This window comes from Citrobacter sp. wls717 (assembly GCF_005280955.1).
In the GTDB taxonomy this organism is placed as follows: Bacteria; Pseudomonadota; Gammaproteobacteria; order Enterobacterales; family Enterobacteriaceae; genus Citrobacter; species Citrobacter werkmanii.
Genome location: NZ_SZWW01000006.1, coordinates 387060 through 412045 on the forward strand (window position 1 = coordinate 387060; position 24986 = coordinate 412045).

Genomic DNA, 24986 nt, shown 5'->3' on the forward strand with positions numbered 1-24986 from the left:
CATTAAAGGTCTCAGGCGACAGGCACAACGGAGAGAGAAACTATGTTTGAACCTATGGAACTAACCAATGACGCGGTGATTAAAGTCATCGGCGTCGGCGGCGGCGGCGGTAATGCCGTTGAACACATGGTGCGCGAGCGCATCGAAGGTGTTGAATTCTTTGCGGTGAATACCGACGCTCAGGCGTTGCGTAAAACGGCGGTTGGACAGACCATTCAGATTGGTAGCGGCATCACCAAAGGTCTGGGCGCGGGTGCAAACCCGGAAGTCGGTCGTAATGCGGCAGACGAAGATCGTGAAGCTCTGCGTGCAGCGCTTGACGGTGCAGACATGGTGTTTATCGCAGCAGGTATGGGCGGCGGTACCGGAACCGGTGCTGCGCCAGTGGTTGCTGAAGTAGCAAAAGATTTAGGTATCCTGACCGTTGCTGTCGTGACTAAGCCTTTCAACTTTGAAGGCAAGAAGCGTATGGCATTCGCGGAGCAGGGTATCACCGAACTGTCCAAACACGTGGACTCTCTGATCACTATCCCGAACGACAAACTGCTGAAAGTGCTGGGCCGTGGTATCTCCCTGCTGGATGCGTTTGGCGCAGCGAACGACGTGCTGAAAGGCGCAGTCCAGGGTATCGCTGAACTGATCACGCGTCCGGGCCTGATGAACGTCGACTTTGCAGACGTGCGCACCGTGATGTCCGAAATGGGCTATGCGATGATGGGCTCCGGCGTGGCAAGCGGTGAAGACCGTGCGGAAGAAGCGGCTGAAATGGCTATCTCTTCCCCGCTGCTGGAAGATATCGATCTGTCTGGCGCGCGCGGCGTGCTGGTCAACATTACTGCGGGCTTCGACCTGCGTCTGGATGAATTCGAAACCGTCGGTAACACCATCCGTGCCTTTGCATCGGATAACGCGACCGTGGTTATCGGTACCTCTCTGGACCCGGATATGAACGACGAACTGCGCGTGACCGTTGTTGCGACTGGAATTGGTATGGACAAGCGTCCTGAAATCACTCTGGTAACCAACAAGCAGGTCCAGCAGCCGGTAATGGATCGTTACCAGCAGCACGGTATGGCGCCGTTGACGCAAGAGCAAAAACCGGTTGCGAAAGTGGTTAACGACAATACGCCGCAAACCACCAAAGAGCCGGATTATCTGGATATCCCTGCGTTCCTGCGTAAGCAAGCTGATTAAGAATTAGCTGGAATTTGGGAATTGTGGCTCTTTGTGCTAAACTGGCCCACCGAATGTATAGTACACTTCGGTTGGATAGGTAATTTGGCGAGATTATACGATGATCAAACAAAGGACTCTTAAACGTATCGTTCAGGCGACTGGCGTCGGTTTGCATACCGGCAAAAAAGTCACCCTGACATTACGCCCTGCGCCGGCCAACACCGGGGTCATCTATCGTCGCACCGACTTGAATCCTCCGGTAGATTTCCCGGCCGATGCCAAATCTGTGCGTGATACCATGCTCTGTACGTGTCTGGTCAACGAGCATGATGTACGGATTTCAACCGTTGAGCACCTTAACGCTGCTCTGGCGGGCTTAGGTATCGATAACATCGTTATTGAAGTTAACGCCCCGGAAATCCCGATTATGGATGGCAGTGCCGCTCCGTTTGTTTATCTGCTGCTTGATGCGGGTATTGAAGAACTGAGCAGCGCCAAAAAATTTGTTCGCATCAAAGAGACCGTTCGTGTCGAAGATGGCGATAAGTGGGCTGAGTTTAAGCCGTATAATGGTTTCACGTTGGATTTCACCATCGACTTTAACCATCCGGCAATCGACTCCAGCACGCAGCGCTACGCGATGAACTTCTCTGCGGATGCGTTCATGCGCCAGATCAGCCGTGCGCGTACTTTCGGCTTCATGCGTGATATCGAATATCTGCAGTCCCGCGGCCTGTGCCTGGGCGGCAGCTTCGATTGTGCCATCGTTGTTGACGATTATCGCGTATTGAACGAAGACGGCCTGCGTTTTGAAGACGAATTCGTTCGTCACAAAATGCTCGACGCGATTGGTGACTTGTTCATGTGTGGTCACAACATTATTGGTGCATTCACCGCGTATAAATCCGGTCATGCATTGAATAACAAATTGTTGCAGGCGGTCCTGGCGAAACAGGAAGCCTGGGAATATGTGACCTTCCAGGACGATGCAGAACTGCCGCTGGCGTTCAAAGCACCTTCGACCGTACTGGCATAACGACATACGCTGTCGCATAAATTCGACTGGTTAATCTGGCACTCTCTCCGGCCAGGTGAACCAGTCGTTTTTTTATTTTCCGATTGCAAACCACCTTCCCTGAAGCGACTTTCTCCCCACCGGCAGAGTAGAATAGCGTTCGATCGCTGCTTTCTTAAGCATATTTACCCGCGACTTGCGTCATTACTGCTGTGGTGCGAACGCATTAATGGTAATATTTGTGCGCAAAAAATGGTTTTGCATATGTAACCCCAAACGCAGGGTATATCAGGTGGCAATAACGTGAGTGGAATACTGACGCGCTGGCGACAGTTAGGCAGACGGTACTTCTGGCCGCATCTCCTGTTGGGGATGGTCGCGGCTAGTTTTGGCCTGCCCGCGCTCGGTAATGCAGCTGAACCTAATACCCCCGCGAAGGCGACCGCCAGCAATCACGATCAAGGCGCTAAAGTTAACTTTAACCAGCTTGCTTTGCTGGAAGCGACCAATCGCCGCCCGAATTTTACCGTCGACTACTGGCATCAGCATGCTATTCGTACGGTTATTCGCCATCTTTCTTTTGCTATGGCTCCTCAGGCGCTGCCCGTTGCCGAAGAGCCGTTGCCAATCCAGGCGCACCATCTTGCGTTATTGAATACGCTCAGCGCGATGCTGACGCAAGAAGGCAGACCGCCAGCGACCGTGAGTCGCGTGACATACTCCCACTTTACCTCTCAGGCCGCGTTTAGCGTTCCGGTCTGGATCAGCCAGCTGCAGGGCATCCGCGCTGGCCCTCAACGCCTCAGCTAAAAAAGAACCTTCCAACTTATAATTTTTGACTCCGCACCGCGGGGCGTTTGAGATTTTATTATGCTAATCAAATTATTAACAAAAGTATTCGGTAGCCGTAACGAACGTACGCTGCGTCGTATGCGTAAAGTGGTCAATGTCATCAACGCCATGGAACCGGAGATGGAAAAACTCTCCGATGATGAGCTGAAAGCAAAGACCGCGGAATTCCGCGCCCGTTTGGAAAAAGGCGCCAGCGTTGAGAGCCTGATCCCGGAAGCGTTCGCGGTGGTTCGCGAAGCGAGTAAGCGTGTGTTCGGCATGCGCCACTTCGACGTTCAGCTGCTGGGCGGTATGGTGCTTAACGATCGCTGCATCGCGGAAATGCGTACCGGTGAAGGTAAAACCCTGACCGCAACGCTGCCGGCGTACCTGAACGCGTTAAGCGGGAAAGGCGTACACGTGGTTACTGTGAACGACTACCTGGCCCAGCGTGACGCCGAAAATAACCGCCCGCTGTTTGAATTCCTCGGCATGACTGTCGGTATCAACATGTCTGGCCTGCCAGCGCCAGCTAAGCGTGAAGCTTATAATGCCGATATTACCTACGGCACCAACAACGAATACGGCTTTGACTACCTGCGTGACAACATGGCGTTTAGCCCGGAAGAGCGTGTTCAGCGTAAACTGCACTATGCGTTGGTCGATGAAGTCGACTCCATCTTGATCGATGAAGCGCGTACGCCGCTGATCATTTCCGGTCCGGCTGAAGACAGCTCGGAAATGTATAAAAAAGTGAACAAAATCATTCCGCACCTGATCCGTCAGGAGAAGGAAGATTCCGACACTTTCCAGGGTGAAGGCCACTTCTCCGTTGATGAGAAAGCGCGCCAGGTTAACCTGACCGAACGTGGTCTGGTGCTGATTGAAGAACTGCTGGTGAACGAAGGCATTATGGATGAGGGCGAGTCGCTGTACTCTCCGGGCAACATTATGCTGATGCACCACGTGACTGCCGCACTGCGCGCGCACGTGCTGTTTACCCGTGACGTCGACTACATCGTGAAAGATGGCGAAGTTATCATCGTCGACGAACACACTGGTCGTACGATGCAGGGGCGTCGCTGGTCCGATGGCCTGCACCAGGCTGTTGAAGCGAAAGAAGGCGTGGAGATCCAGAACGAAAACCAGACGCTGGCATCCATTACCTTCCAGAACTACTTCCGTTTGTACGAAAAACTGGCCGGTATGACCGGTACTGCAGACACTGAAGCGTTTGAATTCAGCTCCATCTACAAACTGGATACCGTGGTCGTTCCGACCAACCGTCCGATGATCCGTAAGGATTTACCGGATCTGGTGTACATGACCGAAGCGGAAAAAATTCAGGCGATTATTGAAGATATTAAAGAGCGTACCGCTAATGGCCAGCCGGTGCTGGTGGGTACTATCTCCATTGAAAAATCGGAAGTGGTCTCTAACGAGCTGACCAAAGCAGGCATTAAGCACAACGTGCTGAACGCCAAGTTCCACGCCAGCGAAGCGGATATCGTCGCCCAGGCGGGTTATCCGTCAGCCGTCACTATTGCGACAAACATGGCGGGTCGTGGTACCGATATCGTGCTGGGTGGTAGCTGGCAGGCGGAAGTTGCCGAGCTGCAAGACCCAACTCCGGAACAGATCGCCCAGATCAAAGCTGATTGGCAGGTTCGTCATGACGCGGTGTTAGCGGCCGGCGGTTTACATATTATCGGTACTGAGCGTCATGAATCTCGTCGTATCGATAACCAACTGCGTGGTCGTTCCGGTCGTCAGGGGGATGCGGGTTCGTCTCGTTTCTACCTGTCGATGGAAGATGCGCTGATGCGTATTTTTGCCTCTGACCGTGTGTCCGGCATGATGCGTAAACTGGGTATGAAGCCGGGTGAAGCGATTGAACACCCATGGGTGACGAAAGCGATTGCAAACGCGCAGCGTAAAGTGGAAAGCCGCAACTTCGATATTCGTAAGCAACTGCTGGAATATGATGACGTTGCTAACGATCAGCGCCGCGCAATCTACACCCAGCGTAACGAACTGCTGGATGTCTCTGACGTTAGCGAAACCATTAACAGCATCCGCGAAGACGTCTTCAAAGCGACGATTGATGCCTATATTCCGCCGCAGTCTCTGGAAGAGATGTGGGATATTCCGGGTCTGCAGGAGCGCCTGAAAAACGACTTTGATCTGGATATGCCGATTTCAGAGTGGCTGGATAAAGAACCTGAGCTGCACGAAGAAACGCTGCGCGAACGTATTCTGGCAAACGCGGTAGAAGTTTATCAGCGTAAAGAAGAAGTTGTGGGCGCAGAGATGATGCGTCACTTCGAAAAAGGCGTGATGCTGCAAACGCTCGACTCGCTGTGGAAAGAGCACCTGGCGGCGATGGATTACCTGCGTCAGGGTATCCACCTGCGTGGTTACGCGCAAAAAGATCCGAAGCAGGAATACAAGCGTGAATCCTTCTCTATGTTTGCATCAATGCTGGAATCACTGAAGTATGAAGTGATCAGCACCCTGAGCAAAGTTCAGGTACGTATGCCTGAAGAAGTCGAAGCGATGGAGCAGCAGCGTCGTGAAGAAGCTGAGCGTTTAGCGCAGATGCAGCAGTTGAGCCATAAAGGCGACGATGCCGCCGCGGCAGAAGAGATGGCAGCACAAACCGGCGAGCGTAAAGTGGGTCGTAACGATCCGTGCCCTTGCGGTTCCGGCAAAAAATACAAACAGTGTCATGGCCGTCTGAGCTAAGAAAATAACTTATTGAAAAGGCGCAGACTTCTGCGCCTTTTTTATGGACGATGAAAATGAAAAAATTGCAGATCGCCGTCGGGATTATTCGTAACCAGCACAATGAAATTTTTATCACCCAGCGTGCGGCGGATGCCCATATGGCAAATAAGCTGGAATTCCCCGGCGGGAAAATTGAAGCGGGTGAAACGCCAGAGCAGGCGCTGATTCGCGAACTACAGGAAGAAGTTGGGATCACACCGACTCAGAATTCACTGTTCGAAAAGCTGGAGTATCAGTTTCCGGACCGGCACATTACGCTGTGGTTCTGGCTGGTGGAAAGCTGGGAAGGCGAACCGTGGGGAAAAGAGGGGCAACCGGCGCAGTGGATTGCGCAAGATGCTCTGAATGTGGAGGACTTCCCGCCCGCGAATGCCCCGGTAATTGAAAAGCTGATTGCGGGCTAAGGGGGTTCGTAGGCCTGATAAGCGCAGCGCCATCAGGCAAAACAACATACAACGCCGGATGCGGCGTTGCTTTATCCCGTTTTAGCAGAATTATTTCTGCTCTTCACTCCAGTCGTCGCTTTCCGACAGATCGCCAGAGCTGGGGATACGTTTCTCTTCTGCGGCCCACTCACCCAGATCGATTAACTGGCAGCGTTTGCTGCAGAATGGGCGAAACGGACTGACTTCAGCCCACACCACGGGTTTACCGCAGGTTGGGCAGTTGACGATGGTTTGTTCAGACATGTTGACTCCTTAACAGCACGCCAGATCAAAATCGAGACGCTCAGGCACCTGGCCATTCTCGCTATCCAGCGGCATAAAACGAATGGCAAAACGGCTCTTATGACCAGAAATTTGCGGATAAAGCTGCGAATCCAGCGGCAGCTGCAAGCGCAGCAAATCGGCATCTTCGCCGTTGTCCTGGTAAAAACCATTCAGGCTGGTTTGTTTACGAAACGGCGCCGAGTTACGAATTAAATCCAGCACCAGCGACAACGCCTGGTTGAGTGGATTCAGGCTGGCAAGCCAGGTTTCAACCTGCGCGTCGCGTTGCGGCTGTGGTAAATGTAACCAGATATGCAGGGTGGGGAGATCGAAACTGCAGCATCCGCCAGGAATGCTTAAACGCTGACGCACGAGGCCAATCAGGCGATCTTCACGCAGCGTTTGTCCAATGCGTGGGGCCGAAATCAGAATGCTGCCCGCGCTTTTTAACTGTTGGCGCAATGCGTCGATTCTGCTTTGATCGACGCCGGGAACTTCAACCCAGGCCTGGAGTTTACGCTGTTGTCGTTCAAGTTCTTTCAGGAGTTCGGTGCGAACTTCACCGCGTTCAAAGACATCCAGTAAATCGCCGATATTACGGAAAAAATGCAGTGCGCCTGCATGGTCTGCAATAGGTAAATTAACGGAGAGCTGTTGGATCAAAAACTCTATGCGCAGCCATGTACGCATCTTCTCATTGAGAGGGTGTTCAAAAAGGACCTGGGTGTGCATTACGGTTTTTCCTGTGAGACAAACTGCAACGCGCATTGCAAATAGAGCGCGTGCAGGCGGGCGACATCCGAGGCGATGGCTTCCGGTGCGCCATTATTATCAATAACATCGTCTGCCACGGCCAGACGCGCTTCACGCGTAGCCTGGGCAGCAAGAATTTTTTCAACATGCTCGCGCGTCACATCATCACGCTGCATGGTTCGTCTGAGCTGGGTCTCGGGGGTGACATCCACCACCAGCACGCGGTTGGCTTTTTTATACAGCGAATTCTCTACCAGCAACGGGACAACCCATAACAGATAGGGCGAGGTCGCTTGATCAAACTGACGCTGTGTTTCCTGCTGAATAAGCGGATGGAGCAGCGCATTTAGCCAGCTTTTTTCCTCAGGATTGGAAAAAATACGTTCGCGTAAAATGCGTCGCTGTAGCGACCCGTCCGCGGCTATCACGTCGGAACCAAAATGTTCTTCAATCGCCATGAGGGCAGGCGTACCTGGTTCAACCACCTGACGCGCAATGATATCTGCATCAATCACGTTTATTCCGAGGTCAGCGAACGCATTTGCAACGGTGCTTTTACCACTGCCAATGCCGCCGGTTAAGGCTACTGTATACCTCATAGATGCAGGTCCTGGAGTTTAAGTTTGATTATCAAACAGTTAAAAGTTAAGCGCGCGAAGGCGAGGCTGCTGCAGGATTAACCTACTATTCGCCAGGTAAATTTATGGGATTGTAGCGTAAAAAAAGAGAATTTCGCAGTCTTGCGCGGCATTGATTAGTGCGTATGATAGCGTCACTGGAGTTGTGAGTTTCGATTTTTCGCCATTAACCCCAGGAATCCGCACATGCGTATCGAAGAAGATCTGAAGTTAGGTTTCAAAGACGTTCTTATCCGCCCTAAGCGTTCTACTCTCAAAAGCCGTTCCGATGTTGAGCTGGAACGTCAATTTACCTTTAAGCATTCAGGTCAGACCTGGTCCGGCGTACCGATTATCGCTGCGAACATGGACACTGTCGGGACATTTGCCATGGCAAAGGCGCTGGCATCCTTCGACATCCTGACCGCTGTGCACAAACACTATTCTGTTGAAGACTGGTCTGCCTTTATCGCGGATAGCTCTGCCGATATCCTCAAGCATGTGATGGTTTCCACCGGCACGTCTGACGCAGATTTCGAAAAAACCAAACAGATTCTGGCGCTCAACCCGGCGCTGAACTTTATCTGCATTGATGTGGCAAATGGCTACTCTGAGCATTTTGTTCAGTTTGTGTCAAAAGCGCGTGAAGCATGGCCGACGAAAACGATCTGTGCGGGTAATGTGGTTACCGGCGAAATGTGTGAAGAGCTGATACTTTCCGGTGCGGACATTGTCAAAGTCGGTATTGGGCCTGGTTCTGTATGCACTACGCGTGTAAAAACCGGCGTTGGCTATCCGCAGCTCTCTGCAGTGATTGAATGTGCCGACGCAGCGCACGGTCTGGGCGGTATGATTGTCAGCGACGGTGGCTGCACAATGCCGGGCGACGTGGCAAAAGCATTCGGCGGCGGCGCGGACTTCGTTATGCTCGGCGGCATGCTGGCCGGTCATGAAGAAAGTGGCGGCAAAATTGTTGAAGAGAACGGTGAGAAATTCATGCTGTTCTACGGTATGAGCTCTGAATCTGCCATGACGCGTCACGTAGGTGGTGTTGCACAGTACCGCGCTGCAGAAGGTAAAACCGTTAAGCTGCCGCTGCGTGGTCCGGTTGATAATACCGCTCGCGATATCCTCGGCGGCCTGCGTTCAGCTTGTACTTATGTAGGCGCCTCCCGTCTGAAAGAGCTAACCAAACGTACAACGTTTATTCGTGTACAGGAACAAGAAAACCGCGTTTTCAATAGCCTGTAACATGATGAAGCTGGCGTGTGGTAATGCGCCAGCTTTATCCTACGCCGCTCATTGCATCTCCCAAATGGAAAATCGGTAAATACATCGCGACAACCAGCGTACCGATGATCAAACCCGTAATGACCAGTAACGCGGGCTCAAGTAGCGCAGCCAGATTTTCCGCCTGAGACAGCGTTTTCTCCCCGTGATGGTGGGCGAGATTACGCAGCATTGCATCCAGCGAACCGGATGCTTCCCCCGTTCTTACCAGCTGTATACATAATGGACTGAATTCGCCGCAATTTTTCAGCGCCAACCAGACAGGTTTCCCGGCGCTGATATCGTGATGAACCTGCGCTAAACGTTGAGACCAGAAAGGGCTGGCAAGCGTTTCACTAACGCTCTCAAGACCCTGTAAAAAGGGAATGCCAGCGTTTTGTGTTAACGCCAGAACGGTAAAGATCTGCGTGAGTTTTTGCCCTCTGACCATTGCTCCTGTAACAGGGAGCCCAAGCAACCATTTCTGACTCAGAATGCGCCAATACGGTTTCTGTTTGATCACGTGATATGTCATAACCGAGAGCATCGTGAATGCTACCGCCAGCCACCCCCATTGGCTGCTGTAGTGGGCGATGGCAATCATCCCCCGAGTGAGCGCTGGTAGTGGGGTGTTAAACGTTTGGTAGATGGCGGCAAACTCAGGGAGCACAAACTGCAGCATCGCAAATACGACTATTACCGCCATCGTGATGATGATAATCGGATAGCGCAGGGCTTTTTTAACTTTATCAGCGAGTTGCTGCTGGTTTTTTTGCTGTCTGGCGAGTTCAAAACAGCAATCATCCAGCTTACCTGTAAGCTCTCCGGTACGGATCATCGCCTGATAAAGTGGCGGAAAAACGTGTTGCCATGTTGCGAGTGAGGTGGAGAGGGAAACGCCCTGCTCCATATCGTGAGCCAGCGTGCGCAGGAGCGCCTGCCACTGGCTGCTGGGATGCTGTTCAGCCAGCAGGGTTAGCGCTGCCGAGAGTGTTAGCCCTGCTTTCAGTAAGGTTGCCAACTGATGTATGGTTTCGGCGCTTCTTTCACGGCTCCAGTGAGAGTTTTTGACACGGATACGTTTAATACGTAACGGCGTGATATGCCGCTGCTCCAGCGCTTGTATCAGCGAGAGTCGGGTATCAGCCCATAATACTCCTTCCGACGGCTCACCTTCGTTGTTAATGCCTTGCCAGCGCCAAAGCTGTTTAGCTGACATGCGGCATGCCCAGTACGCGAATAAGTTCTTCATATGTCGTTAAGCCTTGTTCGACAGCCTGACAGCCATTCTCGAAAAGCGTACGCCCAGATAGCTGAGCATCTGACTCGACCCCGTCTGCGGATGTGCCACTGGCGATGCTCTGGCGTAATGCAGGTGTCACCGGGAGCACTTCAAACAATGCGGTACGACCATAAAAGCCGTGATAACAATGTTCGCAACCAGGCGCATGCCAACGTGGCAGTGGCATGCGCCAGATGACTTTGGGGAGCGTAATGGATGTCTCCAGGCGTTGTCGGCAATGGGGGCATAGCTTTCTGACCAGGCGCTGGGCAATGACGAGCGTCAGCGCGGAGGCGATCATCCAGCGCGCAACCCCCATTTGCTGCAGGCGTACCAGCGTTTCACTGGTGGAATTAGTATGCAGTGTTGACAGAACCAGATGACCGGTTTGTGCCGCCTTAAGCGCTATTTCAGCCGTTTCGCCATCGCGGATTTCGCCGACCATAATGATGTCGGGATCCTGGCGCAGCAGAGCGCGCAATACGCCCTGAAAAGTAAGACCTGCGCGTGGGTGAATTTGTGTCTGGTTAAGGCCTGCGATGGGGATCTCTACCGGATCCTCTACGCTACAAAGATTCACCTCTGATGTATTTCGGGTTTGTAGCGCGCTGTACAGGGTGACCGTTTTACCACTCCCGGTAGGCCCGGTAACCAGAATCAGCCCTTGAGGCTGCTGCAACGCTTGCGAAAATGCTGCCAGCTGCGCGTCCTGCATGCCCAGCGCGGTGATATCCAGTGTCTGATCGACCTGATGAAGTAGCCGTAGTACAACCTTTTCACCCCAGCGACAGGGCAAGGTGGAGATACGAAACGAGATGGGTTGTCCTGAAATCTCAATGGTAAATTGTCCGTCTTGTGGCAGCCGGTGCTCGGCAATATCCAGGCTGCCTAATACTTTTAATCTTGCGGTGATAACGATGCCCATCTCAGTTGTGACTTCCGGCAAAGCGTGTAATACGCCATCCACGCGTAATCTGATCTGATAGCGATGTTCCGCTGGTTCAAAGTGAATATCAGAAGCCCGTTGCGCCAGGGCGGATTGAAACGTCTGATTCAGCAACCCGGCTGCGGTGGCGCTGCTTTCAGACACTACGACCGGTAACATTTTCTGTGGCGTATGCGTGTGGCCTTCCATTTGCTGGCGAGTCCAGCAAACAATGTCGATACGTCGGGTGGTGGCAAAATGCAGGGCGTCCAGCAGCTCATGGGACGGTGCATCCACCACGGCGATGTGCACTACTTCATTGTCTGCATCGAGTAATATTCCCTGATAACGTTGGCATAGCGCCGTGAGTTGCGTGGTATTCATCTCTTTTCCTTAGTACGTGTCGAAGCGGAAAACGTCTTCGCAAGCCTGTTGTAGTGCGCTGTCATTTTGAATGGCGCAGTTACGGCTCCAGCCGGTAATACCGTTGGCATTGTCCCAACCCGGCGTCATCGTGATGCTTAGCCCATTCAGGCTTTCCTGGCCTGTGAGGCTGACAACGCCTTTTTCAACCCTCATGCCTGAGACATAACGGGTGGTTGTGGGGGAGGGAATGCCATTGGTCCCGGCATCGCAAGTCTCTGTTCCACCATGCTCCAGCGCACAGAGCTCGACCGCGGTGCGATAGGGGACAAAGGTTTGCAGCATGTCTGTCAGGGCGGCTTTGCGCAGATAGTTTTGATAAGCCGGAATGCCGATGGCGCTAAGAATGGCAATGATGCCAATGACCACCATCAGTTCGATAAGCGTGAAGCCTCGTTGTTTATCCATTGTTGATTCGCTCCTGAGTTAGCTGGCGCTACTTTGGCAAATCGAACGGATCTTAGGCGAGAGACAAAAAACAGAACGGGAAAGCGGATTCAGAGGATTTTTACGAAATTACAGGATCAGACAATGTATTTGCGAAGGGACTCGAAGAAACTGCCGGATGACGGCGTAAATGCCTTATCCGGCTGGGGGGAGGCCCGATAAGCGAAGCGCCATCGGGCCTTGCAATTAACGAAAACGCATGGAGAGATCGAGCGCGCGGACGTGCTTGGTCAGTGCGCCAACGGAGATAAAGTCCACACCGGTTTCGGCAAATTCGCGCAGCGTTTCATGGGTGACGTTACCCGAGACTTCCAGACGCGCCTGGCCGTTGGTGCGTTTTACCGCTTCGCGCATTTGCTCAGTTTCGAAGTTATCGAGCATGATGATGTCCGCCCCGGCTTTCAGTGCGTCGTCCAGTTCTTCCAGGCTTTCAACTTCAACTTCAACAGGCACATCCGGATGCAACCAGAAGGCTTTTTCAACAGCCTTACGTACCGAACCAGAAGCAATAATGTGGTTTTCTTTAATCAGGAAGGCGTCAGAAAGCCCCAGGCGATGATTCGCGCCGCCGCCGCATAACACGGCATATTTCAGGGCGGTACGCAGCCCTGGCAGCGTTTTACGTGTATCCAGTAGTTGGGTTTTTGTCCCCGCCAGCAGATCGACGTATTTACGCACCTCGCTCGCCACGCCCGAAAGCGTCTGTACAAAATTAAGTGCGGTACGTTCGCCGGTCAGCAGTACGCGGGAAGGGCCGTCCAGCTCAAACAGCGGTTGATTAGCCTTAATGCTGTCGCCATCTTCGACATGCCAGGTGATGTTGACATCATCGCCAGCCAATTGAATAAAGACCTCTTCCACCCAACGTTTCCCGCAAAAAACGCCATTTTCTCGGGTAATCACGGTGGCGTGGGAACGCATATCTTCGGGTAAAAGCTGTGCGGTGATATCGTTATTGGCATCAACTTCTCCGCCTAAATCTTCGCGCAGTGCCTGAGCTACAGCGGCAGGGATATCCAGATTTATGCGTTCCAACAGCGCGTCACGTCGGTAGTCAGGGTTATAGCGGCGAGGCGGCATGATAAAACTCCAAATTGCTAACGAATCATAAGGTAGAAACATGCTACCCTGAACCTGGTATGAGCACCACCAATAAGGAGATTCTGCATGTTGTTAGACGAGGGCTGGCTGGCAGAGGCGCGACGCGTTCCCTCTCCTCATTACGATTGCCGCCCGGATGACGAAACCCCTTCTCTGCTGGTGGTGCATAATATCAGTCTGCCGCCCGGCGAGTTTGGCGGCCCGTGGATAGACGCGTTATTTACCGGCACGATTGATCCCAAGGCCCATCCTTTTTTTGCTGAGATCGCCCATTTGCGCGTCTCAGCCCATTGTTTGATCCGCCGTGATGGTGAGATTGTGCAGTACGTCCCTTTTGATAAACGCGCCTGGCATGCGGGCGTGTCAAATTATCAGGGGCGTGAGCGCTGTAATGATTTTTCAATTGGTATTGAGCTGGAAGGAACGGATACGCTGGCCTATACCGATGCACAGTATAAGCAACTGGCCGCCGTGACGAATGCACTGATTACGCGTTATCCGGCCATTGCCAACAATATGACTGGACACTGTAATATTGCCCCCGAACGTAAGACCGATCCCGGGCCGTCTTTTGACTGGGCAAAATTTCGCGCCCTGGTCACCCCCTCGTCGCACAAGGAGATGACATGACGTTGTTTACAACATTACTGGTGTTGATTGTTGAACGCCTGTTTAAGCTGGGTGAGCACTGGCAGCTTGATCATCGGGTGGAAGCTTTTTTCCGCAGAATTAAGCACTTCTCGATGATGCGTACGGTGGGCATGACCCTGATTGCAATGGGGCTGACATTCCTGCTGCTGCGCGCGGTTCATGGGCTGCTGTTTAACGTTCCGTTGCTGGTGGCATGGATCTTAATTGGCTTGCTGTGCATCGGCGCAGGCAAGGCGCGTCTCCACTATCATGCCTATTTGCAGGCGGCCGCTCGCGATGACACACATGCTCGTGAGGCGATGGCCAGCGAGCTGACGCTTATACATGGGGTTCCGCCGGATTGCGATGAGCGCGAGTTCTTGCGCGAGCTGCAGAACGCGTTGTTATGGAACAACTTCCGCTTTTATCTGGCGCCGTTATTCTGGTTGATTGTTGGTGGTCCTTGGGGACCGGTGACGCTGGTTGGTTATGCCTTTTTACGCGCCTGGCAGTCCTGGCTGGCGCGCTATCAGACGCCGCATCAGCGTCTGCAATCGGGTATTGATGCGATCCTGCATGTGCTGGACTGGATCCCGGTTCGTTTGGCTGGCGTAGTCTATGCGTTGCTGGGACACGGCGAGAAAGCGTTGCCGGCCTGGTTTGCCTCACTGGCGGATCTGCATACTTCGCAATATCAGGTGTTAACGCGTCTGGCGCAGTTCTCTCTGGCGCGTGAACCGCATACTGATAAAGTCGAAACGCCAAAAGCGGCTGTTTCAATGGCGAAGAAGACCTCTTTTGTGGTGGTGGTGATTATCGCGTTGCTCACCATTTATGGCACATTAGTGTAGCGTTGTGCCGGATGGCGCTAACGCTTATCCGGCCTGGAATGGAAAACGTGTAGGCCCGGTAAGCATTAGTGCCACCGGGCAGTGCAACGGCTTAGATCGTATCAGCAGGCGGGATGCCAAAATCGGGCATCCCGTTTTCGTCCCAGCGCACCAGTTTCAGACGCGTATGGCGGTTTGGATCGTACAACGGATCGCCTTCAATCTCGGTGTAATTTCTCGCGTGGTACACCAGTACATCTTCACCATCCGGCGTTTGCGTAAAACTGTTGTGTCCCGGTCCATACTGGCGATTTTCATAGCTGGTGGTAAAGACCGGGCGCGGTGATTTATGCCAGTTCTGCGGGGTGAGCGGATCGTCGTTGAGGCCAATCCACAGTAACCCCATACAGTAATTCTCATCGGTGGCGCTGGCCGAATAGCTGATAAACAGCTTGTCGCCATGCACCATGACTGCCGGACCCTCGTTGACCCAGAAACCCCGGCATTCCCAGTCATACTCAGGATGGCTGAGCATGACCGGCTCGCCTTTAATCGTCCATGGGTTTTCCAGCTCTGCGAGATAAATATTGGAATTTCCGGCGATATCCGGCGATTTCTGTGCCCACAAATACCACTGTTTCCCCTGATGATTAAAGGTGGTGGCGTCCAGGGCGAAGGTATCAAACTGCGTTTTAATTTGGCCTTTCTCTGTCCACTTGCCGGTCAGCGGATCGGCGTCTGCGCACTCCAAGGCAAACATGCGGTGCTGGAACATCCCCAGCTTATCAAGCGCCTGAGTATGGGTAGCGGCAAAATAGATGTACCACTTGCCTGCCAGATGATGAAGTTCCGGCGCCCAGATGAGTTGGCTCATAGGACCACTTTCCGGCTTACGCCAGACGACAACGGGAGTGGCGGAGCGCAATCCCTCCAGAGAGTCGGCCCGACGAATCTCCAGTCGGTCATATTCTGGCACTGACGCAATGAAATAGTAGTGGCTACCGTCGCGTAAGATAAACGGATCGGCGCGTTGTTCGATAAAGGGATTTGGCCACTGTTTCATTAGGCTTTCCTTACGGGTTCAGTCGTTTTTATATCGTGGTATTCATTGAGTTCACGGTAGTTGGTACGGCGTTTTTCCAGATCGGTCTGGATTTGCTGCATAAACTCGCGGTCAACTTTTAGCAGGCGAACCACGCCTGCGGTAATCAGATAACCTACGCCAGGTATGATGGTGAACAGCAGCATAATACCGTTAATGGCGGAGTCGCTTTGCGCTTTCGCCCCTGCGTCGTAGCCGTACCAGGAGAGCAGGAAGCCTACCATCGCCCCGGCAATTGCCAGGCCCAGCTTGAGGAAAAACAGGTTACCGGAGAAACTGATCCCGGTGATGCGCTTACCGGTTTTCCACTCGCCGTAGTCATCGACATCCGCCATCAACGACCAGTGCAGCGGGGAAGGGATCTGATGCAGGACGTTGAGCAGGAAGTAGAGCACCATAATCATCATGGTGGCTTTCGGGTCGAAGAAATAAAATGCAGCGGAGAAAATCGCCAGGATGATGTTGGTCCAGAAGAACACCTTCAGTTTGCACCAGCGATCGGTTAATACCTTCGCCAGCATGCTGCCGATCATCATGCCGACGACGCCGAGGCTGATAAACAACGTGGCGAACTGCGTGCTTTGTTGCATAACCCACGTAACGTAGTACATGGTGGCGGCCATGCGAATAAAGCCCGGGCAGACGTTGCACAGGGTTAACAGCAGGATTTTTACCCACTGGTCGTTCTTCCACACGTCTTTCAGGTCGGCTTTTAAATCGTCGTTAGTCTGCACGGCGGGGTGAACGCGTTCACGGACTGATGCAAAGCAAAACAGGAACATACACATGCCGATGAAGGCGAGTACCGCCATCGCCATCTGATACCCTTTAGCTTTGTCTTCCCCGCCAAACCAGTCGGCCATCGGCAGCAGGGTAAGGGAGAGCAGCAGGGTTGCGATTCCTACCAATACAAAGCGATATGACTGGCAGGCGACGCGTTCCTTGGGATCGTTGGTGATAACGCTGCCGAGCGAGCAGTAGGGAATGTTGATCGCCGTATAGGTAATAGAGAGCAGGAAGTAGGTGACGAAGGCATAGATAACCTTGCTGTTATACGTCCACTCAGGGGTGGTAAACATAAGCACGCTGAATAATGCGTAAGGGAAAGCCATCCACAAAAGCCATGGACGAAATCGACCATATTTACTGCGTGTGCGGTCGGCCATCGCGCCCATTATAGGGTCGGTAACGGCATCGATAACGCGTACTGAGAGCAGTAATACGCCGACCAGGGCAGGCGCAAGACCAAAAATATCGGTGTAAAAATAGTTAACAAACAACATGATGGCGCCAAAGATGATGTTGCATCCGGCGTCGCCCATTCCATAGCCGATCTTTTCTTTCACCGTGAGCTTACTGGTTTCCATCAACTGCACTCCATTAATGAGATATGGAGAGAATTATTGTCTGGTACCGGTGTTTTTACGTTGCAGGATAACGCCGCTGATATGGACGAAACAGTCGTGAGTGGGAAAGTGTGAGGCAGGTAACAACCCCCACCTGGTCCAGGTGGGGGAGGGAAGTTTAATGCGCTTTAACCGCGCGGGCCGTTTTCTGCTTGCACAGATAGCCGATGCCAAGAATACCAATCCATACCGGGATTAAGTACACCGAGATCGCCATGCCCGGCGTCATCAGCATAATCACCAGCACTGCGGCCATGAACAGCAGGCATACCCAGTTACCCAGCGGGTAGAACAGCGCCGGGAAGCGGGTGGTTACGCCCTGCTGCTGTTTGGCTTTGCGGAACTTCATGTGCGCCAGGCTGATCATCGCCCAGTTGATCACCAGGGCGGAAACCACCAATGCCATCAGCAGGCCAAAGGCGGATTCCGGCGCCAGATAGTTGATCAGCACGCACAGAGCCGTTACCAGCGCGGAGACAAGAATAGTGTTCACCGGTACGCCGCGCTTGTCGACGTTCATCAGCGCTTTCGGCGCATTACCCTGCTGCGCCAGACCGAACAGCATACGACTGTTGCAGTATACGCAGCTGTTATAGACAGAAAGGGCGGCGGTCAACACCACGATGTTCAGCGCATTGGCAACAAAGGTGTCGCCCAGCTCGTGGAAAATAAGGACAAACGGGCTGGTATCAGCGGTGACGCGCGTCCACGGCATCAGGGAAAGCAGAACCGCCAGCGAACCGACATAGAAAATCAGGATACGGTAGATAACCTGGTTAGTCGCTTTGGGAATGCTTTGCTCCGGGTTATCGGCTTCAGCCGCGGTGATGCCGACCAGTTCCAGCCCACCAAAGGAGAACATGATAATCGCCATCATCATCACCAGACCGGTGAAGCCGTGCGGCAGGAATCCCCCCTGGCTCCACAAGTTGCTGACGGTGGCCTGTGGGCCGCCGTTGCCGCTAAACAGCAGCCAGCCGCCGAACAGGATCATGGCGACTACGGCGATGACTTTAATAATGGCAAACCAGAACTCCATCTCGCCAAACACCTTCACGTTGGTCAGGTTGATGGCGTTGATCAGCACGAAGAAGGCCGCCGCAGAAACCCAGGTTGGGATCTCCGGATACCAGAACTGAATGTATTTACCTACGGCAGTTAGCTCTGCCATGGCAACCAAAACGTACAGTACCCAATAGTTCCAGCCGGAAGAGAAACCCGCGAAACCGCCCCAGTATTTATAGGCAAAGTGGCTAAAGGAGCCTGCAACCGGCTCTTCAACGACCATTTCACCGAGCTGGCGCATGATCAAAAAGGCGATAAAGCCGGCAATAGCGTAACCCAGGATAATCCCCGGTCCTGCAGACTGGATAACGGATGCGCTACCGAGGAATAACCCGGTACCAATCGCGCCACCCAGCGCGATTAGCTGTATATGGCGGTTTTTAAGGCCGCGCTTGAGCTGATCGCCATGCGGTTGACTTTCCATCATTAAACCTCGTGTGTGGTTTTACTCTTCATAATTTCGAGTACTTATTTTTTGAACTACGCAGCAATGCGTGTGTAAGTTTGCAATTCCGTTTGTTGTATTAATTTGTTTACAGATGCCAATAAGGAAATGTTGCCTAAATACTTTTGTCTTGAACAGAATAATGTTATGCGGGCGCGAATGCACCTGCTTTATGCGAGGGCGTTGACGAGTTGAATAAAAAGAAACCATTTGTAAATGCGAGTTTAACTACCACAAAATTTCCATTATGAATTTTTATTCATAAATTTTGCTTATTAACTCGATAATTAAGTGGGTGAATCGGTTCAGATAATATATTTTTTCGTTTAAATTAGGTTAAATCTACCCCGTGGTGGGTAAATTTAACATTTGTGCATAGTTACATGTTTGAAACGTTATTTCTGTAATGTTGTTAAAATATGCCTCCTTTACTGATTTCAATCAAAACCTGTATGGACAGAAGGTGAATACTTTGTTACTTTAGCGTCAAGAACATGAAATTGGTAAGACCAATTGACTCCGGGCAAATGGCTTAAGACAGGAAATCATGGCCTACAGCAAAATCCGCCAACCAAAACTCTCCGATGTGATTGAGCAGCAGCTGGAGTTTTTAATTCTTGAGGGGACACTTCGCCCCGGAGAAAAACTCCCACCGGAACGCGAGCTGGCAAAACAGTTCGACGTCTCCCGCCCCTCCTTACGCGAGGCGATCCAACGCCTTGAAGCGAAGGGGTTACTGCTTCGTCGTCAGGGCGGCGGCACTTTTGTACAGAGCAGCCTGTGGCAAAGCTTTAGCGACCCACTGGTAGAGCTGCTCTCTGACCATCCTGAATCCCAGTTTGACCTGCTTGAGACGCGCCATGCGTTGGAAGGTATTGCAGCCTATTACGCTGCACTGCGCAGCACGGATGAAGACAAAACGCGTATCCGTGAACTCCACCATGCGATCGAGCTTGCGCAACAGTCCGGCGATCTGGACGGCGAATCCGATGCGGTACTCCAGTATCAAATTGCTGTCACCGAAGCCGCACACAATGTGGTGCTGCTCCATCTGCTAAGGTGTATGGAGCCGATGCTGGCCCAGAACGTTCGGCAAAACTTCGAATTGCTGTATGCGCGTCGCGAGATGCTGCCGCTGGTAAGCAGTCATCGTACCCGTATCTTTGAAGCAATCATCGCCGGGAAGCCTGAAGAGGCGCGTGAAGCGTCTCACCGTCACCTGGCGTTTATCGAAGAGATTTTACTGGACAGAAGCCGTGAGGAAAGCCGTCGAGAACGCGCCTTACGCCGTCTGGAGCAACGAAAGAATTAGTGATTTTTCTGGCAGAACGTTAACCAGAAGATGTTGTAAATCAAGCGCGAACTAAAAGCGCGGCAACTAAACGCAGAACCTGTCTTATTACGCTCTCTGGCGAGAACGTAATGGGACAGGTTCCAGATAACTCAACGTATTAGATAGATAAGGAATACCCCCATGTCAGAACGTTTCCCAAATGACGTGGATCCGATCGAAACTCGCGACTGGCTACAGGCGATCGAATCGGTCATCCGTGAAGAAGGTGTTGAGCGTGCTCAGTATCTGATCGACCAACTGCTTTCAGAAGCGCGCAAAGGCGGCGTGAAAGTAGCGGCAGGTGCAGGGGCCAGCAATTATGTCAACACTATTGCCGTTGAAGATGAGCCGGAATACCCGGGTAATCTGGATCTGGAACGTCGTATCCGTTCTGCTATCCGCTGGAACGCCATCATGACCGTATTGCGCGCGTCTAAAAAGGACCTTGAGCTGGGTGGCCACATGGCATCCTTCCAGTCCTCCGCAACGGTATATGATGTTTGCTTCAACCACTTCTTCCGTGCACGCAACGAGCAGGATGGCGGCGACCTGGTATACTTCCAGGGTCACATCTCTCCGGGTATCTACGCACGCGCATTCCTGGAAGGTCGTCTGACCGAAGAGCAGATGAACAACTTCCGCCAGGAAGTTCACGGCAAAGGTCTGTCTTCCTACCCGCACCCGAAACTGATGCCGGAATTCTGGCAGTTCCCGACCGTTTCTATGGGTCTGGGCCCAATCGGTGCTATCTACCAGGCTAAATTCCTGAAATATCTGGAACACCGTGGCCTGAAAGATACCTCTAAACAAACCGTTTACGCCTTCCTCGGCGACGGCGAGATGGATGAGCCAGAATCTAAAGGTGCGATCACTATCGCGACCCGTGAAAAACTGGACAACCTGGTCTTTGTTATCAACTGTAACCTGCAGCGTCTTGACGGCCCGGTCACCGGTAACGGCAAGATTGTTAACGAACTGGAAGGCATCTTTGCAGGTGCTGGCTGGAACGTTATCAAAGTCATGTGGGGCGGTCGTTGGGATGAGCTGCTGCGTAAAGATACCAGCGGTAAACTGATCCAACTGATGAACGAAACCGTTGACGGCGACTACCAGACCTTCAAATCCAAAGATGGCGCATACGTACGTGAGCACTTCTTCGGTAAATACCCGGAAACCGCAGCTCTGGTTGCTGACTGGACCGATGAGCAGATTTGGGCTCTGAACCGTGGTGGTCACGATCCGAAGAAAGTCTACGCTGCACTGAAAAAAGCGCAGGAAACCAAAGGCAAAGCAACTGTAATCCTCGCCCATACCATTAAAGGTTACGGCATGGGTGACACTGCTGAAGGTAAAAACATCGCTCACCAGGTTAAGAAAATGAACATGGACGGCGTGCGTTATATCCGCGACCGTTTCAACGTTCCAGTGACCGATGAGCAGGTTGAAAACCTGTCTTACATCACCTTCCCGGAAGGTTCTGAAGAGCACACTTATCTGCACGCCCAGCGTCAGAAACTGCACGGCTACCTGCCTGCTCGTCAGCCGAACTTCACCGAGAAGCTGGAACTGCCGGCTCTGGAAGACTTCGGTGCGCTGCTGGAAGAGCAGAACAAAGAAATCTCCACCACTATCGCGTTCGTTCGTGCCCTGAACGTGATGCTGAAGAACAAGTCGATCAAAGATCGTCTGGTTCCGATCATCGCTGACGAAGCGCGTACTTTCGGTATGGAAGGTCTGTTCCGTCAGATCGGTATCTACAGCCCGAACGGCCAGCAGTACACCCCGCAGGACCGTGAGCAGGTTGCTTACTATAAAGAAGACGAGAAAGGTCAGATCCTGCAGGAAGGTATCAACGAACTGGGCGCTGGCGCATCCTGGCTGGCTGCTGCGACTTCTTACAGCACCAACGATCTGCCGATGATTCCGTTCTACATCTACTACTCCATGTTCGGGTTCCAGCGTATCGGCGACCTGTGCTGGCAGGCAGGCGACCAGCAGGCTCGCGGCTTCCTGATTGGTGGTACTTCCGGTCGTACTACGCTGAACGGCGAAGGTCTGCAGCACGAAGATGGTCACAGCCATATTCAGTCTCTGACTATCCCGAACTGTATCTCTTACGATCCGTCTTACGCGTACGAAGTTGCGGTCATCATGCACGATGGTCTGGAGCGTATGTACGGTGAGAAACAAGAGAACGTTTACTACTACATCACCACCCTGAACGAAAACTACCACATGCCGGCAATGCCAGCAGGTGCCGAGGAAGGTATCCGTAAAGGTATCTACAAACTCGAAACCCTCGAAGGTAAGAAAGGTAAAGTTCAGCTGCTGGGCTCCGGTTCTATCCTGCGTCACGTGCGTGAAGCTGCCCAGATCCTGGCGAACGACTACGGTGTGGGTTCTGACGTGTACAGCGTAACCTCCTTCACTGAACTGGCACGTGATGGCCAGGATTGTGAGCGCTGGAACATGCTGCACCCGATGGAAACGCCGCGCGTTCCGTACATCGCTCAGGTAATGAACGACGCACCGGCAGTAGCATCTACTGACTATATGAAACTGTTTGCCGAACAGGTTCGTACTTATGTACCGGCTGATGATTACCGCGTACTGGGTACTGACGGCTTCGGTCGCTCTGACAGCCGTGAAAACCTGCGTCACCACTTCGAAGTTGATGCTTCCTACGTGGTTGTAGCGGCCCTGGGCGAACTGGCTAAACGTGGCGAAATCGATAAGAAAGTGGTTGCTGACGCAATCACCAAATTCAACATCGATGCAGATAAAGTTAACCCGCGTCTGGCGTAAGAGGTAAAAGAATAATGGCTATCGAAATCAATGTACCGGACATCGGGGCTGATGAAGTTGAAATCACCGAGATCCTGGTCAAAGTGGGCGACAAAGTTGAAGCTGAACAGTCGCTGATCACCGTAGAAGGCGACAAGGCCTCTATGGAAGTTCCGTCTCCTCAGGCTGGTATCGTTAAAGAGATCAAAGTCTCTGTTGGCGATAAAACTGAGACCGGCAAACTGATCATGATTTTCGATTCCGCCGACGGTGCAGCAACTGCTGCACCTGCTCCGGCAGAAGAGAAGAAAGAAGCGGCTCCGGCAGCAGCACCTGCTGCGGCAGCGGCGAAAGAAGTACACGTACCGGACATCGGCGGCGACGAAGTCGAAGTGACCGAAGTGATGGTTAAAGTGGGCGACACCGTTGCGGCTGAGCAGTCTCTGATCACCGTAGAAGGCGACAAAGCCTCTATGGAAGTTCCGGCGCCGTTCGCAGGCACCGTGAAAGAAATCAAAATCAGCACCGGCGACAAAGTGTCTACCGGCTCCCTGATTATGATCTTTGAAGTAGCAGGCGAAGCTGGCGCGGCTGCCCCGGCGAAAGCTGAAGCGGCTCCAGCAGCAGCTCCGGCTCCGGCAGCCTCTGGCTCGAAAGAAGTTAACGTGCCGGACATCGGTGGTGATGAAGTTGAAGTCACTGAAGTGATGGTTAAAGTGGGCGATAAAATTGCCGCTGAACAATCACTGATCACCGTTGAAGGCGACAAAGCGTCAATGGAAGTTCCGGCGCCGTTCGCGGGCACCGTGAAAGAAATCAAAATCAGCACCGGCGACAAAGTGAAAACCGGTTCTCTGATTATGGTCTTCGAAGTTGAAGGCGCAGCGCCTGCGGCCGCTCCGGCTAAACAAGAAGCGGCGGCTCCGGCTCCTGCGGCGAAAGCTGAGAAGCCAGCAGCTCCAGCTGCAAAAGCGGAAGGTAAATCTGACTTCGCTGAAAACGATGCTTACGTCCACGCGACTCCGCTGATTCGCCGCCTGGCGCGCGAGTTTGGTGTGAACCTGGCGAAAGTGAAAGGTACCGGTCGTAAAGGTCGTATCCTGCGTGAAGACGTTCAGGCTTACGTGAAAGACGCGGTTAAACGCGCCGAGTCTGCACCGGCAGCATCTGCTGGCGGCGGTATCCCGGGCATGCTGCCCTGGCCGAAAGTGGACTTCAGCAAGTTTGGTGAAATCGAAGAAGTGGAACTGGGCCGTATCCAGAAAATTTCTGGGGCTAACCTGAGCCGTAACTGGGTGATGATCCCGCACGTTACGCACTTTGATAAGACCGATATCACCGATCTGGAAGCGTTCCGTAAACAGCAGAACGCCGAAGCTGAAAAACGTAAACTGGACGTGAAATTCACCCCAGTGGTCTTCATCATGAAAGCCGTTGCCGCCGCTCTGGAACAGATGCCGCGCTTCAACAGCTCTCTGTCCGAAGATGGTCAGCGTCTGACCCTGAAGAAATACATCAACATCGGTGTTGCGGTTGATACGCCGAATGGTCTGGTTGTTCCGGTCTTCAAAGACGTGAACAAGAAGAGCATTACCGAGCTGTCTCGCGAACTGACCACCATCTCCAAGAAAGCGCGTGATGGCAAGCTGACTGCTGGCGAAATGCAGGGCGGTTGCTTCACCATCTCCAGCATCGGTGGCCTGGGTACTACCCACTTCGCGCCGATTGTTAACGCGCCGGAAGTGGCGATCCTCGGTGTCTCCAAGTCCGCAATGGAGCCAGTGTGGAACGGTAAAGAGTTTATGCCGCGTCTGATGATGCCGATTTCGCTCTCCTTTGACCACCGCGTAATCGACGGTGCGGATGGTGCGCGCTTTATCACCATCATCAACAACATGCTGTCTGACATTCGCCGCCTGGTGATGTAAGCGAAAAAGCCGGCCCGACGGCCGGCTTTTTTCTGGTAATCTCATGAAGTCAGTGAGGTTATTGTGCGAAAGACAAATCGGTTGCCGTTTGTTGTTTCAAAATTGTTAACAATTTTGTAAAATACGG

The 24986-nt window shown here is 52.7% G+C and carries 21 protein-coding genes; 11 read left to right on the forward strand and 10 right to left on the reverse strand.

All coding sequences use genetic code 11. The features are described from left to right. Positions 1-42 precede the first annotated feature (42 nt). The 5 genes from ftsZ to mutT all read left to right on the forward strand — a co-directional run bounded on the left by ftsZ (position 43) and on the right by mutT (position 6213). A complete protein-coding gene (gene ftsZ / locus FDX09_RS04210) occupies positions 43-1194 on the forward strand; it encodes a cell division protein FtsZ (RefSeq protein WP_003018753.1) in 1152 nt (383 codons plus the stop codon). Between the two features lie 100 nt (positions 1195-1294). Continuing rightward, positions 1295-2212, forward strand: coding sequence for a UDP-3-O-acyl-N-acetylglucosamine deacetylase (lpxC, locus tag FDX09_RS04215; protein WP_006686706.1), 918 nt, complete (start codon positions 1295-1297; stop codon positions 2210-2212). Between the two features lie 282 nt (positions 2213-2494). Then, positions 2495-3001 (forward strand): secA translation cis-regulator SecM, encoded by a 507-nt coding sequence (secM, locus tag FDX09_RS04220; RefSeq protein ID WP_038637228.1) that lies wholly within the window; start codon positions 2495-2497, stop codon positions 2999-3001. 60 nt (positions 3002-3061) lie between these two features. After that, positions 3062-5767: a preprotein translocase subunit SecA gene (secA, locus tag FDX09_RS04225; protein WP_038637231.1), complete on the forward strand. Its 2706-nt coding sequence runs from the start codon at positions 3062-3064 to the stop codon at positions 5765-5767. 56 nt (positions 5768-5823) lie between these two features. Next, a complete protein-coding gene (gene mutT, locus FDX09_RS04230; protein WP_038642991.1) occupies positions 5824-6213 on the forward strand; it encodes an 8-oxo-dGTP diphosphatase MutT in 390 nt (129 codons plus the stop codon). A gap of 90 nt (positions 6214-6303) precedes the next feature. Here the strand turns inward: mutT and yacG are convergent, their stop codons facing one another. The 3 genes from yacG to coaE are packed head-to-tail and all read right to left on the reverse strand — an operon-like array spanning position 6304 to position 7871. Further along, positions 6304-6498 (reverse strand): DNA gyrase inhibitor YacG, encoded by a 195-nt coding sequence (gene yacG, locus FDX09_RS04235; protein ID WP_003018740.1) that lies wholly within the window; start codon positions 6496-6498, stop codon positions 6304-6306. A 9-nt stretch (positions 6499-6507) separates the two neighbouring features. Next, the gene (gene zapD, locus FDX09_RS04240) at positions 6508-7251 is read right to left on the reverse strand and encodes a cell division protein ZapD (protein WP_038637234.1); all 744 of its coding nucleotides are present in this window, start codon (positions 7249-7251) and stop codon (positions 6508-6510) included. Beyond that, entirely contained in the window at positions 7251-7871 is a 621-nt protein-coding gene (gene coaE, locus FDX09_RS04245; protein WP_038637237.1) for a dephospho-CoA kinase, read from the reverse strand. Before coaE ends, zapD begins: the two co-directional genes overlap by 1 nt. A gap of 225 nt (positions 7872-8096) precedes the next feature. Here coaE and FDX09_RS04250 point away from each other — a divergent pair, with 225 nt between their 5' ends. Then, positions 8097-9140, forward strand: a complete 1044-nt coding sequence (locus tag FDX09_RS04250) for a GMP reductase (RefSeq protein ID WP_038637240.1) — start codon at positions 8097-8099, stop codon at positions 9138-9140. 34 nt (positions 9141-9174) lie between these two features. On the opposite strand, the gene hofC is transcribed toward FDX09_RS04250, so the two are convergent. The 4 genes from hofC to nadC all read right to left on the reverse strand — a co-directional run bounded on the left by hofC (position 9175) and on the right by nadC (position 13315). Further along, positions 9175-10377 (reverse strand): protein transport protein HofC, encoded by a 1203-nt coding sequence (hofC, locus tag FDX09_RS04255; protein ID WP_087857663.1) that lies wholly within the window; start codon positions 10375-10377, stop codon positions 9175-9177. Continuing rightward, positions 10367-11749 carry a type II secretion system protein GspE gene (gene gspE, locus FDX09_RS04260; protein WP_137346835.1) on the reverse strand — a complete coding sequence of 461 codons (1383 nt, stop codon included), beginning with the start codon at positions 11747-11749 and terminating at the stop codon, positions 10367-10369. The genes hofC and gspE overlap by 11 nt, the downstream gene beginning before the upstream one ends. A gap of 9 nt (positions 11750-11758) precedes the next feature. Beyond that, entirely contained in the window at positions 11759-12196 is a 438-nt protein-coding gene (gene ppdD, locus FDX09_RS04265; protein ID WP_137346836.1) for a prepilin peptidase-dependent pilin, read from the reverse strand. A gap of 225 nt (positions 12197-12421) precedes the next feature. Then, the gene (gene nadC / locus FDX09_RS04270) at positions 12422-13315 is read right to left on the reverse strand and encodes a carboxylating nicotinate-nucleotide diphosphorylase (RefSeq protein WP_085048304.1); all 894 of its coding nucleotides are present in this window, start codon (positions 13313-13315) and stop codon (positions 12422-12424) included. Between the two features lie 87 nt (positions 13316-13402). On the opposite strand from nadC, the gene ampD reads away from it, so the two are divergent. Together ampD and ampE are read left to right on the forward strand one after the other, a co-directional pair. After that, positions 13403-13966: a 1,6-anhydro-N-acetylmuramyl-L-alanine amidase AmpD gene (gene ampD, locus FDX09_RS04275; protein WP_038637254.1), complete on the forward strand. Its 564-nt coding sequence runs from the start codon at positions 13403-13405 to the stop codon at positions 13964-13966. Next, entirely contained in the window at positions 13963-14817 is an 855-nt protein-coding gene (ampE, locus tag FDX09_RS04280) for a beta-lactamase regulator AmpE (RefSeq protein WP_087857666.1), read from the forward strand. The genes ampD and ampE overlap by 4 nt, the downstream gene beginning before the upstream one ends. Before the next feature lie 91 nt (positions 14818-14908). Here ampE and FDX09_RS04285 read toward each other — a convergent pair whose 3' ends face one another. The 3 genes from FDX09_RS04285 to aroP all read right to left on the reverse strand — a co-directional run bounded on the left by FDX09_RS04285 (position 14909) and on the right by aroP (position 18796). After that, a complete protein-coding gene (locus FDX09_RS04285) occupies positions 14909-15859 on the reverse strand; it encodes a family 43 glycosylhydrolase (RefSeq protein WP_069324047.1) in 951 nt (316 codons plus the stop codon). Next, positions 15859-17265: an MFS transporter gene (locus tag FDX09_RS04290; protein WP_137346837.1), complete on the reverse strand. Its 1407-nt coding sequence runs from the start codon at positions 17263-17265 to the stop codon at positions 15859-15861. Before FDX09_RS04290 ends, FDX09_RS04285 begins: the two co-directional genes overlap by 1 nt. Before the next feature lie 157 nt (positions 17266-17422). Further along, positions 17423-18796, reverse strand: a complete 1374-nt coding sequence (gene aroP / locus FDX09_RS04295) for an aromatic amino acid transporter AroP (RefSeq protein ID WP_087857667.1) — start codon at positions 18794-18796, stop codon at positions 17423-17425. A gap of 565 nt (positions 18797-19361) precedes the next feature. Between aroP and pdhR the strand changes: the two genes are divergently transcribed. From pdhR to aceF, 3 genes are all read left to right on the forward strand, one after another. Further along, positions 19362-20126 (forward strand): pyruvate dehydrogenase complex transcriptional repressor PdhR, encoded by a 765-nt coding sequence (gene pdhR, locus FDX09_RS04300; protein WP_003018699.1) that lies wholly within the window; start codon positions 19362-19364, stop codon positions 20124-20126. A gap of 162 nt (positions 20127-20288) precedes the next feature. Next, positions 20289-22952 carry a pyruvate dehydrogenase (acetyl-transferring), homodimeric type gene (gene aceE, locus FDX09_RS04305; protein WP_038637266.1) on the forward strand — a complete coding sequence of 888 codons (2664 nt, stop codon included), beginning with the start codon at positions 20289-20291 and terminating at the stop codon, positions 22950-22952. 14 nt (positions 22953-22966) lie between these two features. Then, positions 22967-24859 (forward strand): pyruvate dehydrogenase complex dihydrolipoyllysine-residue acetyltransferase, encoded by a 1893-nt coding sequence (aceF, locus tag FDX09_RS04310; RefSeq protein WP_085048302.1) that lies wholly within the window; start codon positions 22967-22969, stop codon positions 24857-24859. Positions 24860-24986 lie beyond the last annotated feature (127 nt).

Bases quoted from the DNA above. Each gene is read 5' to 3' on its own strand.
- zapD (WP_038637234.1), bottom strand. From the start codon at position 7,251: ATGCACACCCAGGTCCTTTTTGAACACCCTCTCAATGAGAAGATGCGT.
- ftsZ (WP_003018753.1), top strand. From the start codon at position 43: ATGTTTGAACCTATGGAACTAACCAATGACGCGGTGATTAAAGTCATC.
- mutT (WP_038642991.1), top strand. From the start codon at position 5,824: ATGAAAAAATTGCAGATCGCCGTCGGGATTATTCGTAACCAGCACAAT.
- FDX09_RS04285 (WP_069324047.1), bottom strand. From the start codon at position 15,859: ATGAAACAGTGGCCAAATCCCTTTATCGAACAACGCGCCGATCCGTTT.
- aroP (WP_087857667.1), bottom strand. From the start codon at position 18,796: ATGATGGAAAGTCAACCGCATGGCGATCAGCTCAAGCGCGGCCTTAAA.
- lpxC (WP_006686706.1), top strand. From the start codon at position 1,295: ATGATCAAACAAAGGACTCTTAAACGTATCGTTCAGGCGACTGGCGTC.
- FDX09_RS04290 (WP_137346837.1), bottom strand. From the start codon at position 17,265: ATGGAAACCAGTAAGCTCACGGTGAAAGAAAAGATCGGCTATGGAATG.
- aceF (WP_085048302.1), top strand. From the start codon at position 22,967: ATGGCTATCGAAATCAATGTACCGGACATCGGGGCTGATGAAGTTGAA.
- aceE (WP_038637266.1), top strand. From the start codon at position 20,289: ATGTCAGAACGTTTCCCAAATGACGTGGATCCGATCGAAACTCGCGAC.
- ppdD (WP_137346836.1), bottom strand. From the start codon at position 12,196: ATGGATAAACAACGAGGCTTCACGCTTATCGAACTGATGGTGGTCATT.
- coaE (WP_038637237.1), bottom strand. From the start codon at position 7,871: ATGAGGTATACAGTAGCCTTAACCGGCGGCATTGGCAGTGGTAAAAGC.
- ampD (WP_038637254.1), top strand. From the start codon at position 13,403: ATGTTGTTAGACGAGGGCTGGCTGGCAGAGGCGCGACGCGTTCCCTCT.
- nadC (WP_085048304.1), bottom strand. From the start codon at position 13,315: ATGCCGCCTCGCCGCTATAACCCTGACTACCGACGTGACGCGCTGTTG.
- gspE (WP_137346835.1), bottom strand. From the start codon at position 11,749: ATGAATACCACGCAACTCACGGCGCTATGCCAACGTTATCAGGGAATA.
- ampE (WP_087857666.1), top strand. From the start codon at position 13,963: ATGACGTTGTTTACAACATTACTGGTGTTGATTGTTGAACGCCTGTTT.
- yacG (WP_003018740.1), bottom strand. From the start codon at position 6,498: ATGTCTGAACAAACCATCGTCAACTGCCCAACCTGCGGTAAACCCGTG.
- hofC (WP_087857663.1), bottom strand. From the start codon at position 10,377: ATGTCAGCTAAACAGCTTTGGCGCTGGCAAGGCATTAACAACGAAGGT.
- FDX09_RS04250 (WP_038637240.1), top strand. From the start codon at position 8,097: ATGCGTATCGAAGAAGATCTGAAGTTAGGTTTCAAAGACGTTCTTATC.
- secA (WP_038637231.1), top strand. From the start codon at position 3,062: ATGCTAATCAAATTATTAACAAAAGTATTCGGTAGCCGTAACGAACGT.
- pdhR (WP_003018699.1), top strand. From the start codon at position 19,362: ATGGCCTACAGCAAAATCCGCCAACCAAAACTCTCCGATGTGATTGAG.